Source organism: Diaphorobacter oryzae DSM 22780 (genome assembly GCF_059568935.1).
On the sequence record NZ_JCANUL010000016.1, the window covers coordinates 1 to 13,179 of the forward strand.

The 13,179-nt window shown below is 58.8% G+C and carries 11 protein-coding genes; 10 read left to right on the top strand and 1 reads right to left on the bottom strand.

Features of this window, described 5'->3' with window-relative positions:
- Positions 1–1,884 (top strand): RIFT barrel domain-containing protein (locus BP68_RS18005; protein WP_496374329.1); only part of this gene is annotated, 1,884 nt, incomplete at its 5' end.
- Between the two features lie 55 nt (positions 1,885–1,939).
- Here BP68_RS18005 and BP68_RS18010 read toward each other — a convergent pair.
- Positions 1,940–3,223: a glycoside hydrolase family protein gene (locus tag BP68_RS18010; RefSeq protein ID WP_496374331.1), complete on the bottom strand. Its 1,284-nt coding sequence runs from the start codon at positions 3,221–3,223 to the stop codon at positions 1,940–1,942.
- A 417-nt stretch (positions 3,224–3,640) separates the two neighbouring features.
- On the opposite strand from BP68_RS18010, the gene BP68_RS18015 reads away from it, so the two are divergent.
- The 9 genes from BP68_RS18015 to BP68_RS18055 all read left to right on the top strand — a co-directional run bounded on the left by BP68_RS18015 (position 3,641) and on the right by BP68_RS18055 (position 13,046).
- Positions 3,641–5,155 (top strand): lipopolysaccharide biosynthesis protein, encoded by a 1,515-nt coding sequence (locus BP68_RS18015; protein ID WP_496374333.1) that lies wholly within the window; start codon positions 3,641–3,643, stop codon positions 5,153–5,155.
- Positions 5,156–5,179: 24 nt separating this feature from the next.
- Complete coding sequence (locus BP68_RS18020) at positions 5,180–6,211, top strand: hypothetical protein (RefSeq protein WP_496374335.1); 1,032 nt, start codon at positions 5,180–5,182, stop codon at positions 6,209–6,211.
- Positions 6,212–6,215: 4 nt separating this feature from the next.
- Positions 6,216–7,058 carry a hypothetical protein gene (locus BP68_RS18025; protein ID WP_496374337.1) on the top strand — a complete coding sequence of 281 codons (843 nt, stop codon included), beginning with the start codon at positions 6,216–6,218 and terminating at the stop codon, positions 7,056–7,058.
- 10 nt (positions 7,059–7,068) lie between these two features.
- Entirely contained in the window at positions 7,069–8,496 is a 1,428-nt protein-coding gene (locus BP68_RS18030; RefSeq protein ID WP_496374339.1) for a DUF4910 domain-containing protein, read from the top strand.
- Positions 8,471–9,502, top strand: coding sequence for an NAD-dependent epimerase/dehydratase family protein (locus BP68_RS18035; protein WP_496374341.1), 1,032 nt, complete (start codon positions 8,471–8,473; stop codon positions 9,500–9,502). Before BP68_RS18030 ends, BP68_RS18035 begins: the two co-directional genes overlap by 26 nt.
- A 16-nt stretch (positions 9,503–9,518) precedes the next feature.
- Positions 9,519–10,463, top strand: coding sequence for a glycosyltransferase family 2 protein (locus BP68_RS18040; RefSeq protein WP_496374343.1), 945 nt, complete (start codon positions 9,519–9,521; stop codon positions 10,461–10,463).
- Positions 10,460–11,107, top strand: coding sequence for a PIG-L deacetylase family protein (locus BP68_RS18045; protein ID WP_496374345.1), 648 nt, complete (start codon positions 10,460–10,462; stop codon positions 11,105–11,107). The genes BP68_RS18040 and BP68_RS18045 overlap by 4 nt, the downstream gene beginning before the upstream one ends.
- Entirely contained in the window at positions 11,100–12,251 is a 1,152-nt protein-coding gene (locus tag BP68_RS18050; RefSeq protein WP_496374347.1) for a carboxylate--amine ligase, read from the top strand. The genes BP68_RS18045 and BP68_RS18050 overlap by 8 nt, the downstream gene beginning before the upstream one ends.
- Before the next feature lie 78 nt (positions 12,252–12,329).
- Positions 12,330–13,046 (top strand): phosphatidylserine decarboxylase, encoded by a 717-nt coding sequence (locus BP68_RS18055; protein WP_496374349.1) that lies wholly within the window; start codon positions 12,330–12,332, stop codon positions 13,044–13,046.
- The last annotated feature ends 133 nt before the right edge of the window (positions 13,047–13,179 follow it).

Sequence of the window (13,179 nt, forward strand, 5' to 3'; positions counted from 1 at the left end):
CAGACCCAGGCCAGCCTGCCCGTCACCTTCGGCCAGCCCTTCAAGTCCGGCGACTGGCAGCCCTCCACCCAGGGCCTCGTGGCCAAGGTCGCCGGCTCTTCCATCCCGCTGCAGACCGATGAGGTCTCCTCCCACCGCGACGGCTCCGCCCGCTTTGCCGTGCTCAGCGCCCAGCTGAGCAATGTCCAGCCCGGCGAGACGCGCATCATCAATCTCTACCCCGGCTCCAAGTCTTCCAGCACCCCCAGCGTTCCCGCCGCTCCGGCCTGGAACCTGGAGCTGGAGGCCAAGGTGTATGACGCCAGCGGCAATGTGAGCGCCACCTTGGTGGCCCAGCCCCAGGCCCAGCTGCAAAACCAGATCGCGCAGGGCTCGGGCCGCCGCCTGAGCGGCGCCGTGGCGACCGAGTACACGGTGGTCACGCCGTTCAAGAACAAGGCCACCGGCGCCGTGCATCCGCATCTGTCGGCGCGTCTGCACACCGCGCTCTACGATGGCGGCAACCGTATCCGCACCGATGTGGTGATGGAGAACACGCGCACGTTCACGGCCGGTCCGGGCAATATCACCTATGACCTGACCATCAAGCGCGATGGCGCGGTCTTGCATTCCCAGCCCAAGTTCACCCACAACCACCATGCGCGCTGGCACAAGGTGCTGTGGACCGGCGGGGCGCAGCCTTCCAGCCGTCTGCGCCATCACATGCCGTATTTCATGGCCAGCCGCATTACGTGGAACTATGACCTGAACCTGAAGGTGCCCGAGAGTGTGCTGGCGGCCGATGCCTCCGCCCTGGCCCAGGCCGATACCAAGCCGATGGGGCCCGCCTATATCGCGACCTATTTCCCGGGCACGGGAGGGCGCGCCGACATCGGCCCGCTGCCGCGCTGGGCCGCCCTGTATCTGGTGTCGCAGGACGACCGGGCCCGCGCCAGCCTGCTGGCCAATGCCGATGCCGCTGGCGGCATTCCCGTGCATTACCGCGATGAGAGTACCGATCAGCCTCTGAGCATCGAGAAGTATCCCGGCGTCTCCGTCGGCTACGGCAGCTCGACACCGGCCCTGCCGAGCGCTTCCGGCTCGACCGTCTGGGAGCCCGATCAGTCCCACCAGCCGTCCCTGGCCTATATCCCGTATCTGATCACGGGCGATGCCTTCTACCAGGATGAGCTCATGTTCTGGGGCAGCTGGAATCTGGCCTACGGCAATCCCGACTACCGCGGCCGCGGTGATGGTCTGGTCAAGTGGGATCAGATCCGTGGCCAGGCCTGGATGCTGCGCTCCATCAGCGAGGCTGCCTATGCCTTGCCCGACAACCATGCCATGAAGGGTCTGTTCCGCAATGTGCTGGCCAAGAACATGGATTGGTATGCCGCGAACTACATCAACAATGCCAATCAGTCGCCCCTGGGGGCCATCGAGAAGCCCGATGAGTTCGGCAAGACGGGGCCGTGGCAAAACGACTTCGTGGGTATTGTCTTCAGCCGTCTGGCCGAGGCCGGCGAGCCCAAGGCCAAGGAGGTGCTGGACTGGTTCAGCAAGTTCAACGTGGGCCGCCTGACCAATGAGGCCAACGGGTTTTGCGCGGCGCAGGCTCCCGGCTACTACTGGATGATCCGCGATGGCAGCGGCAACTTCGCCAACAGCTGGAAGGCGCTGTACGAGCTGAACTACTCCAGCACCGGCTCCTGCCCGACCCTGGCCCAGGGCGGCTATCCCGACGAGGCCGCCGGCTACGCCGCCTACATCCGCGCCATGCTGGGCGCCTCCGCTAACGCCGGCGTCGCCAATGCCGCCTCGGCCTATGCCAAGTGGAAGTCCATGACGCCCAAGATGGACGCCGCCTTCGCTTCCGACCCCACCTGGGCCATCGTCCCGCGATGAGCTGAAACCCAGCGAGTCGCACCCCACAAAAAAAGGCTCCCTCTGGGAGCCTTTTTTACGAGGGCGACGGAATGACGGCGACCTGCTGCATCAGCGCATCCAGCAGGTACTTCGTGGCCCAATTGGGATAGCCTGCACGCATATAGCCGCCGAACAAGGGGTAGGAGCCTGCGAGCGCACCGACCACGGCGGGGTCTGCCGCTTGCATCCGCTGGTGCGCTTTCAGGAAGTTCACCAACGCATCGGCATGCTCACGGTAGGCATGGTTGCCAGAATGCCCGGCCAGCCGGTAGCTGACGATGGCGATCTGTGCCGCACCGGTAAGGCAGGAGGAAAACCCTGCCGGCTCCCAGTCGGCAAAGAAACGCCCCGGCAGATAGCCGGAGGCAGATCGCCTGGGCAGTATCTGCGCCAGCGTACGCTCAACGGCCGCAATGAAATCCCCCCTGTTCGCAAGGATGCCGACCTCCAGGATCCCCTGCAGCGTGTACCCGATCGTGTGCGTCAAGGGCGCACTGGAGCGGTTCAAGCAATTGTGCGCAAACCAGCCATTGGGCTGCTGCTGACGCAGCGCCGCCTCAATGCTCCGAACGGCCGCGCGCCGATACAGGTCGTCGTTGACGATGTCCCCCAACCTGTATATCGCCCACGCGCATAAACAGGTGTAGGTCTTGACTTCCCCCTTGCTGACGAATGCACCATTGGTCTTGAAGAAGCCGCGCTCATCCAGATCCTGAACCAGAAAATCCGCCGCGCGCCGCGCCGCCTCCAGGAGGCTTGCATCCCCCGAGTGAAGGTAGGCGGAACACCAGCCATCCAGCACCATGCCGGTATTGAAGGCTGCCGCCGTCTGGCGGTCCGCAGAGCACACTTCCCCACCCTGCACGGCCCCCGAAGCCATCTGGACAGATACCTCCCAGTAAGCCATGCGCATCGCGGCTTGCGCGGCTGCACGGTCTGCGTACCTCGCCGAATAATCCAACAGGGACGTGATGATGTACCCCGTTGTCTCAGGGTAGGAGGGGCGCCATCCAGTGGCACCTTCTCCGCAGGGGAAGTACCCCAAGGCGACTCCACCATCCCCCGCTGCGGCCTGGGCACGCAATATCCAGTCCACCGCGGCGCGTATGCGGCTGTCGACCTCACCCGTGACGGGCCGGCTGCCCGACACCAAGAATCGCCCCAGCTCCCCAGCGACCTGCCCGCGGAGTCCCCTGTTGCGAGACCGACGCAGCGCACCGACTTCGCGCACGAATGCTGCGGTGCGCCAGTACGATGCACGGGAGCTTTGCCTGAAAAGCGCCTCCCGGAAAATGCGTGCAATGGTGGTCGGCTTCATGTCGATTCCCTCTCCGCTCATTCGGCATCGAAAGCACCCAAGCGCCTGCAGCGAGGCCGGTGCCTCCGCCATAGGAGCACTGCCTGGCGACGATAGAGTGTCCCATCGTTGGCGCTCATGCGAAAGCAGTTTCAACCGTCTCGCTGCACCGCCCCTCACGGGAAAAATCAACGCAAAGAAACTATTGCAAATAGTTTCGGATAGGTTGATCATGAAGACGCCCTGAACTCATTCGCGCACCTGTGGGTCGCATGAAGGAGGAAAAGTGTCGTCCATACAGAGTCTGCACAGTCCGTCCGGTGGGATGCTCGTGCCTTTAAGAGAAGGCGGGTGGCTTGTGGTGCATGGGATCTTGCTTATGCGTTGGTAGCGCGATAAGCCCCCGTACACAGCACTCTTATCGCAGGCGAATGCGCCATGCCCCACAGCACTCAGACCCGGATCGCCAAAGGTGCGGTATGGATGGTTTCCTTCAAGCTGATTGAACGGAGCCTTGGTCTGGTGAGCACGCTGATTCTGGCGCGACTGCTTCTACCTCAGGACTTCGGCGTCGTCGCCATGGCGATGTCCTTCATCGCCATGGCCGAACTTCTAAGCGCCTTCAGCTTTGATACCGCCATCATTCAGAATCAGTCCGCCACCCACGAGCACTACAACAGCGCTTGGACCTGCAGCCTGCTGCTGGGGCTGTGCATCACGCTTTTGATGACCGCTTTGGCGGTGCCCATTGCCGCCTTCTACGGCACGCCTGAACTGGCGTGGGTCGTCAGCGCATTGGCCTTCGGACCATTGTTCACCGGTGCGCAGAACATCGGCGTGGTCGCCTTTCTCAAGGAGCTCGACTTCCGCCGGGAGTTCAAATTCCAGGTCAGCCGCAAGCTCATCAGCTTTGGCGTGGTGATTCCATTGGCCTATCTGTTTCGAAGCTACTGGGCCTTGGTCGCAGGTATCTTGGTATCGAAATTCGTGGGCACACTCATCAGCTATCTGATGCACCCGTACCGCCCCCGGCTCGACTTCTCGAAGACGCGTGAGTTGCTGAATTTCTCGCGCTGGCTTTTGATCAACAACGTCGCGGGGTTCCTCAAGGAGCGGTCGGCTGATTTCTTCATTGGCCGGATGATCGGCGCCACGTCATTGGGGACGTACAACATCGCCTATGAGATCGCCCATCTCCCCACCACGGAGCTAGGTGCGCCCATCAATCGCGCACTCCTTCCAGGCTTTGCCTGCATGAACGAGCCCAGCGAAGTCTGCAGCGCCTACGCCAATGCCGTGGGGCTTCTCATGCTCGTGAGTTTTCCCGTCGCCGCCAGCATGTACGCCCTCGCCCCCTATCTGGTGCACTGCATGCTGGGCAGCAAATGGCTCGGCGTCGTCCCTCTGATGCAGTTGCTGGTTTTCAATGGGGTTCTTCTGCTGCTCCATGCCTCCATCTGCGCCGTTTTGATAGGGCGGGGATTCCCCGCACGGGTGATGTATTCAAACCTGGCCTACACAGTGATTCTGCTTTCGCTGCTGGCCTGGTTTTTTTTGCGCGGACAAAGTGTCGGCGTGATGGGAGCCGCCTACGCGGCGCTTTTCACCTCAGTGGTGTCCACACCAATCTACTTGCACCAGATTCATCACTGCTTGGGCTTGCACCCGTTCATCTTTCTCAAAGCAGCCTTGCGCCCTGCATTCGCATCAGCGGCTTTGATATTGGCTTTGCAATGGGCGACACCTGCGTACAGCCTTCACGCAACCTTCACATCGAGCCTCACTTGGCTGGTGGCGGGAAGTCTCGTGGCCCTGCTAACCTACCTTTGCATGACACTGCTGGCGTGGCGTCTTGCGGGAAGTCCTGCCGGCGCAGAGCAAGTACTGCTGCAGCGCCTTTCCAAAGAGTGGTCCCTTCTCTTCAAGAAACGTGCGGATCTCAATCGTTCCTGAAGATCACCACAAGGAGAAGGAAGCGTGAAAGAACCTGTCCTCACCAAGCCCCAGAGACTGAACCTGCACGCTGGAGACTGGGTCGTTGTCCGATCGGCCGAGGAGATACTGAGTTCACTCGACGAAAGCGCATGTCTCGACCATTTGCCCTTTCAGCCAGAGATGTTCTCCTTCTGTGGTCAACGAATGAGGGTTTCCAAAGTAGCCCACAAGACCTGTGACAACATCAAGAAGACCGGAGGCCGCCGCATGCGTGACGCGGTGCATCTGGAGGGTGCACGCTGTAACGGTTCAGGACATGATGGCTGCATGGCAGATTGCGTCTTCTTCTGGAAGGAGGCCTGGCTCAAGCGCTCAGACGAAGTGACGCACGCCCCCCTCCCCCGCCCCAAAGTCACACGAACTGATGTAGAGCGGTACGCAAAATCAGCCGACGAGAACGGATGCCCCGTTTACGCCTGCCAGACCACTGCGCTTCACGAGGCGACGACATTGCTCCACTGGTGGGATGTACGCCAGTACGTCCGTGACGTAGCTAGCGGAAACCATAGCGCATGGCATCTTGTCAAGCTGCTGCTGTTCGCAGGCTACCGCCAACTGGTGGAGACCGGATACGGATACCGGGTTCTGGTGTCCTCTTTCAATCGCTTCCAGCGCTGGCGCGGCGGCAAGCCCTACCCTCTTGGCAATGGAGTGATCTCCGAGGGAGCCCCCACGCCAACGGAGACGCTCAACCTCCAGCCTGGCGAGTGGATCGAGATCAAGCCCGTGGCTGAAATCCTCCAGACGATCACACGTGACGGCTTCAACCGTGGCATGCGCTACGACATGGAAATGTCCAAGTACTGCGGGGAGCGCCACCAGGTACAAATGCGCGTAGAAAAGCTCATCAACGAGCAGACGGGAAAGATGATGCAGATGAAGACTCCCTGCATCCAGCTCGAAGGGGTTTTCTGCCGTGCCGAATGCACGCCCAAACGCATAGGCTGCCCCCGAGCCTCCAACACCTACTGGAGAGAGATCTGGCTGCGGCGCGTGGAAGGGCCCGAGAGGTGAAGACATGGAATGGCGCCGCCGTGACTTTCTGACCGCCTCAGCCGCAACGGCGTCTCTGGCCGCCTCTGGCTGCGACAGTGGCTCCGCCTCTTACCTGGCGGCGCCCAGGATCGGCTTGGGATTTCCTGGCTCGGAGGGGGTTCGTCGCACCATGCGATTTCGCTTCACACGGCCGCTGGCTATCTATCCCGCGACATACATATGGCATGCCTATCCCTTGCGCCAGCGCGGCTACTACACCGCATTCTTCTGGGGTAATGACGATGGTCAGGACGATCTTCGGACATTCTTATGGACCCGCCAAGGCACGGCAGATACCTACTATGGAGCTCACCCCTATCCCCAACCAGCTCCATCCGGCGCCAATCACCGCTGGGAAATTTCCATTCTGCAGAGGGACCTGCTGGGAGCAGCTGTCGACTATGGCCGCTGGCATGTGCAAGGATTTCGCGCCTGGTCGAGCCCGCTTGGAAAACACCACGAGTTCTACTGGGATCTCCCCCTCACTAATGCCCCACACCGCGTCACGTTCACGGCACCGCCGCATTGGGGAAACGCCGCACCACCCCGCCCCACCCTGACCTGGGGCGATGCGCCATGGGCCCCGGGCAACGAGGTATGGCACGGTGCTCTCAGCGGCATCCAGATCTATCAAACCTGCCTCTCTGTGGACGAGATGGCGCAGGAGGCACGCGCCCCCGGAAGCACTAGAACAGGCCGCCAGAGCCTCTGGTACCTGAACACGGCTCCAACGCCGGACGACATCTCGGACCACTCAGGCCGCCACAACCACCCTGAATGGGTCGGCACCGAACGGCCGGCGCTCTGGACCCAATCCCCTTTCTAAGAAGCATTCCATGGAACGACTTCAGGACCTTCTGCAGCAACTGGCAACGGACCGGGCAGGCGCCCGCATGTTTGCCTTGATGGAGCGCCTTTACCCCATCTGCCGCAGCATCACTGGGCCTGGTGTGCGCAAGACACTGGACATACTGCAAGAGCATCTTCCCATTACTCGCAGCGAAGTGCCGACCGGTACATGCGTCTTTGACTGGGTGATCCCCAACGAATGGACTATCCGCCATGCGTGGATCAAAGACCCCTCTGGCACCCGTATCGTGGACTTCATGCATTCCAACCTTCATGTGGTTGGCTACAGCACCCCTATACACCAGAGGCTCAGCCTCAGCGATCTCAAGAAACACTTGCACAGCGATGCAGAGCACCCCGACTGGATTCCGTACCGCACAAGTTACTACCGAGAAGACTGGGGTTTCTGCCTCACACACAAGCAACTGATTTCATTGCAGGATGGTGAATATGAGGTGCTCATAGACGCAGACCTGCAGCCCGGAAGTCTGAGCTATGCAGAGTGCGTTGTGCCGGGGAACAGTACGAATGAGGTGCTGCTTTTTGCCCATGTCTGTCACCCTTCTTTGTGCAATGACAATCTATCGGGCGTGATTCTCCTGACGGTTCTCGGGCAGTACCTTTTGCGGTGCCAACTGAACTGGACCTACCGAATCATCTTCGCACCAGCCACCATAGGATCCATCACTTGGCTCAGCCGAAATAGAGAACATCTCAACAAAATTAAAGCGGGATTGATTGTCTCCGTGGCCGGAGACTCCGGCGCCATTACATACAAATGCTCTCGCCAAGGGACTTCCTTGATAGATCGTGCTGCAGCGCACATCGTGCGAGAAAGTGCAACGCAAGGGACAGTACTTCCGTTCTCGCCCTGGGGCTATGACGAGCGGCAGTTCTGCTCCCCGGGAATCAATCTCCCCGTCGGGCGATTCACACGTACTCCGAATGGCGAGTTCCCCCAATATCACACTTCGGCGGACAACCTTGATCTTGTCAAGGCAGAGCATCTGCAAGATTCGCTTCAGAAGATCATGAGAATCCTATGCGTCCTCGAATCTGATCGCCGATATCTCAACCGCTCACCCTTCGGAGAGCCCCAGCTCGGCAGGCGCGGCCTGTATCGAGCCATGGGCGGACAGACAGGTATTTCCGATTCGCAGCATGCCCTTCTCTGGGTTTTGAACTACTCCGATGGTCTGCACAGCCTGCAGGACATCGCAGAAGCATCACAACTGGATTTCCAGACGCTACTGCATGCGGCAGAGCTGGCCCAACAGGTAGGGCTTTTGTCGGCTGAACCTTTAACCCTGGGTCAGCCGTCTACCGAGAGCGACTCAGCGCCTCTGGGGCTGCGAAGCGACCACCTTTCCACCACAGAAGGAAGCCAAAATGAAAATCTTGGTAACGGGGACTGAGGGGTACATTGGTGCGCGATTGGCGCCGATCCTGATGGCGCGCGGGCACGATGTGGTGGGCCTTGATACGGGGTTCTACAAAGATGGCACGCTCTACATAGACACGCGGGGAATGCCAATGGCCCCGCGAACGGTATGCAAGGATCTGCGCAATGCATCGGAGGGCGATTTACGGGGCTTTGACGCAGTGATCCACCTGGCAGAGCTGTCTAACGACCCACTAGGACAGAACCGTCCAGAAATCACCTACAAGATCAATCACGAAGGTTCGGTGAACCTTGCCCGAACGGCCAAGGCGGCCGGGGTTCGACGCTTTGTATATGCATCTTCCTGCAGCGTCTATGGTGCAGGCACTGGAGACTTCCTGAGCGAGACTGCTGCAGTCAACCCGCAGACGGCATACGCACACTGCAAGGTCAACGTGGAACGGGACGTTCTTCCATTGGCCAGCAATGAATTCTCCGTAGTGTTTCTCCGCAACGCCACGGCCTACGGGCCATCACCCCGCATGCGCTTCGACATTGTGCTCAATGATCTTTGCGCCCTCGCCAGCACCCAAGGGCGGATCGCCATGACCAGTGATGGAAGCCCGTGGCGCCCCATCGTGCACATCGAAGACATCTGCCAAGCCATGACATGCGCTGTAGAGGCTCCTAGTGATGCCGTCAACGGTGAAATTTTCAATGTCGGGGCCAACAGCGAAAACTACCGCGTTCGAGAAATAGCGACCACTGTCGCCAGCGCGTTTCCTGGATGTGAGGTCTCCTCTGGACCACCCAGTGCAGACAACCGTAGCTACCGCGTGTCGTTCGACAAGATTGCCTCGCACCTCCCCGGCTTCAAGGCACGATGGACTGCTTGCGAGGGCGCAGATGAACTGGCACGCCTTTTCAAGCGCATCGATTTCTCCAAGGAAATTTACGCTTGGCGGTCTTTTACTCGACTGAGGCAACTGCAGTATCTCCAAAGAACATGCCAAGTCGATGAAGATTTGTTCTGGACCTAACGCTCCGGGAGGTGCCATGACCAGGGAAAATGCCCCTCCACGCGCAACCATCGGGATGCCCGTATACAACGGTGCTTTGACAATCGCCCAGTCGCTCGACAGTCTTCTGAGCCAGAGCTTTGAAGACTTTGAGCTGATCATTTCCGACAATGCATCCACGGATGACAGCGTCCATATCGTCAAATCCTACTGCCAGCGGGACAGCCGGGTTAGGCTGATACAACAACCGCGCAATGTGGGAGCGAACGGCAACTTCAGTGCCGTGGCCAATGCTGCGCGTGGGGATTACTTCAAATGGGCCACATGCAGCGATTTGTGTCACCCGGATTTTCTCTCGCACTGCGTCGCACTCCTCGACGCACGCCCGGATGTGGTTGTTGCCGCACCTGTAACAGGCCTTTTCGAAAATCATCCGAATGAATCGGCGCCCTACGCTGGAGATATCGAAGTCCTAGACGATTCTCCCGCGAAGCGTTTCCAGGACTTGATCGAAAGCATCAAATTAAACAACGCGATGAACGGCCTGATCCGAACAAAAGCATTAAAGGCGCGCCATCCCGTGATGGACCATTACATGCGGGCAGACATTGTGATGATGAGTTGCCTGGCCCTGCAAGGCAAGCTGGCACTGGCACAGGGAGCCATTTTCCTGCGCAGGATGGATCCTCGCACAGCCACGATTCTAATGGACAGCGAAGATGACATCCGGCACCACTACCCATCCCCCGACTTCCGCTCACAGCTTCCCACCTGGCATCTTTTCACAGGGTGGGTGCAAGCCGTTCATCAAACACCGGTTCCAGCGGCCGAGAAGCGCCAAGCGTATGGCTACATCGCCAAGATGTGCTTTTGGGACCGCAGCCGTCTTCTTCGAGACATATCTCTCGGCATAACGTCCTTGCTGCAATTTCGCCAATCGGCAGACCGGACTTCGGCGACCAAACGGACGCCCATACCATGATGAACCTGACCTTTCCGCCATCCACCGGCCGCCTGCTCTGCATAGGCGCTCACAGCGATGACATAGAGATAGGCTGTGCGGGAACACTGATGGCGTGGCGCCAAAGCAATCCCCAATTACAGGTCTGCTGGGTGGTCATGAGTACGGATAACGCACGCGCGGTTGAGGCTCGCAAAAGTGCGAAGGCCTTGCTCGGGAAAGCCCTGGCACGGGTCATTCTTGGAAATTTCAAGGATGGACTCATACCCGCGCAGTTCTGTGAGGCCAAGTCTTTCCTCGCATCGATCCGGGACTGGTTTGTTCCGGACATTGTTCTCACACATCAACTGAACGACAGGCATCAGGACCATCGCGTGATTGCCGAAATGACTTGGCAGACTTGGCGCGACCAATTGATACTTGAATATGAGATTCCAAAATATGAAGGCGATTTGGGCCAACCGAATTTGTATGTCCCACTGACTCCAAAGCAGGCGGGGCACAAGTTACGCCATCTCATGACCCATTTCAGCTCCCAGAGGTCCAAGGACTGGTTCCGCGAACCCGTGTTCTCGGGGCTGATGCAGATGCGGGGCATCGAATGCCGCTCCGCATCGGGCTTCGCAGAAGCCTTTCATGCGCGCAAGGTGGTCCTGAGTGCTTGATGTCGAAGCAGTCATCCTGGGCAGCGGACTCAACGCACTGGGCGTTGTTCGCTCTCTTGCGGTGCATGGAGTGCGTTGCGCAGTGGCTGCGCATGATGGCAGCGGCCCAGCCATGTACTCCAGGCATGTGGTGCGGAAGGTCGTATCCAGCAGCCCTTTCGAACCATCACAACTGGTGTCTGCCTTGGGCCTAAAGAGCGGGCAATGCGCACTCTTCCTGACGGAAGAAGACGATGTAGCGCTCATTGCTGGCCAACCGGCTCCGTGGGATACCTGTTTTCGAACCTATCTGTATCAACCCGATCTGGCACTCCAGTTGCTGAGCAAGATCGACTGCGATCTGCTGGCTGGAAGGCATGGCGCAACCGCACCGAAGACTGTCACGCTCACGGGTCCTGCAGACCGCAAGAAGCTGGAATCCCTCAGGATGCCTTGTGTTCTCAAGCCCGCCTGGCGTGACAACGATTACTCACATCGCTTCAGAAAGGCCTACCGTGTCGAAAGTGCCGCGGAACTCCATCAACTGCTCTCGCAAATGCAGCAGATAACCGTTCCTCTAATCGTGCAGGAATGGATTGAAGGAGAGGATGCGGATATTTATTTCAACCTACTCTATGTAGACCGCTCTGGAAATCTGCTTCGCAGTTTCGTGGGTCGGAAAACGCTGTGCTGGCCCCCCTCAGTAGGCGGAACCGCCGCCTGCATTGCTGCCCCGGAGCACCACGCCGAACTCACTAGAATCAGCCAGTGCTTCCTATCCAGAATGGGCTTTCGCGGCCTCATCGGCATGGAGTACAAGCAAGACACGCGCGATGGAGCCTTCTACCTCGTCGAACCCACGGTTTACCGCACTGACTACCAGCACGAAGTTGCAACACTCAACGGTTCAGATTGGCTGTATGCGGCCTACTTGGACATGATGCAACGCCCGGTCCCAGAGCAAAAAAACTACTCCTGCGCCAGAAGCTGGATTGACTATCCAGCCGCCCGCTACTCGCGCCAGGCGGCTCCACCCCTGGTCGACCATACGCTGAAATGCGCCACAACAGATGCGTATTTCCGGCTATCCGACCCACTTCCTGGCCTGCTCCATTACAGCCGTTTTCTATGGTCTAGGATCAACCGCCAAAGGCAGGCCGTATGAAAATGTCGAAGGCACCCTCGGCATCAATGCAGCGGCTCCTCGTCTGTCCTTTCTCTCCAACAACACAAGGGTAGTGGCATGACGTTCAGCTGGGTACTTCTGATTCAGTTAACCATCATCTCGGCCTGCCTAGCCTTGTTGGGAGATTACGCCTTGCGTTTTCCGTTTCCATCCCGGGTTGTTGCGCCCTTCCTGCATCCCAAGAAACGGTGGCCTGTCGAGCAACTCTGGAAGTGGGTAGAAGATGGATCTCCAGATCCTGGGTTCCTGCGTTTCTTCATGAGAGATCCCGAGCGCCGCATACCGCCAGGAGATGACTGGGTATCCGCTGTCGACGGAACCGTACTAGCCAAACTGTCCCGGGGTCGACGGAACTTTCTTGTCATTTCCCTAAACGTCTGGGATGTCCATGTAGGCCGCGCTCCATTCCCAGGAACTATCACAGGCTATGTAGACCATGGAAACATCATTGACAGTGACAGGGCTGATCCCCTGCGTGACGAACCCTACTATTTTTTGCGCGGGAAACGCGCCCCGAAGCAACGCTACATGGAGCTTCAAACATCTTATGGCTTGGCTCGTATTCGCTTCATTACCAGCTACTTGTCCCGGCGCATCGAGTTCTTTCACCCGGTCGGCAGCACTCTCAGCAAGGGAGCGCGCATAGGCCGAATGCTGTTCGGAAGTACCTGCGTCATCGAGGTCGATGAGCAGTATTCATTCGACGTCAAAGAAGGTCAACGTATGGTGGCGGGTGAAACCATCATCCTCAGAAGGCCGGTAAAAAAACCATGATGGAATATCTTATTGATGGAAGCCAACTGGCTTGGCCGCCTGTTTTGTCGCTAATCTTTCTGACCCTATTGGTGATCGGCACCGACTTCGTTTGGAGGACTACCAGGCTCCACGGCAAAGTACTGTTACCTGG

Excerpts from the sequence above, each read along its gene's own strand:
- BP68_RS18010 (WP_496374331.1), bottom strand. The coding sequence starts at position 3,223 with ATGAAGCCGACCACCATTGCACGCATTTTCCGGGAGGCGCTTTTCAGG.
- BP68_RS18015 (WP_496374333.1), top strand. The coding sequence starts at position 3,641 with ATGCCCCACAGCACTCAGACCCGGATCGCCAAAGGTGCGGTATGGATG.
- BP68_RS18025 (WP_496374337.1), top strand. The coding sequence starts at position 6,216 with ATGGAATGGCGCCGCCGTGACTTTCTGACCGCCTCAGCCGCAACGGCG.
- BP68_RS18030 (WP_496374339.1), top strand. The coding sequence starts at position 7,069 with ATGGAACGACTTCAGGACCTTCTGCAGCAACTGGCAACGGACCGGGCA.
- BP68_RS18035 (WP_496374341.1), top strand. The coding sequence starts at position 8,471 with ATGAAAATCTTGGTAACGGGGACTGAGGGGTACATTGGTGCGCGATTG.
- BP68_RS18040 (WP_496374343.1), top strand. The coding sequence starts at position 9,519 with ATGACCAGGGAAAATGCCCCTCCACGCGCAACCATCGGGATGCCCGTA.
- BP68_RS18045 (WP_496374345.1), top strand. The coding sequence starts at position 10,460 with ATGATGAACCTGACCTTTCCGCCATCCACCGGCCGCCTGCTCTGCATA.
- BP68_RS18055 (WP_496374349.1), top strand. The coding sequence starts at position 12,330 with ATGACGTTCAGCTGGGTACTTCTGATTCAGTTAACCATCATCTCGGCC.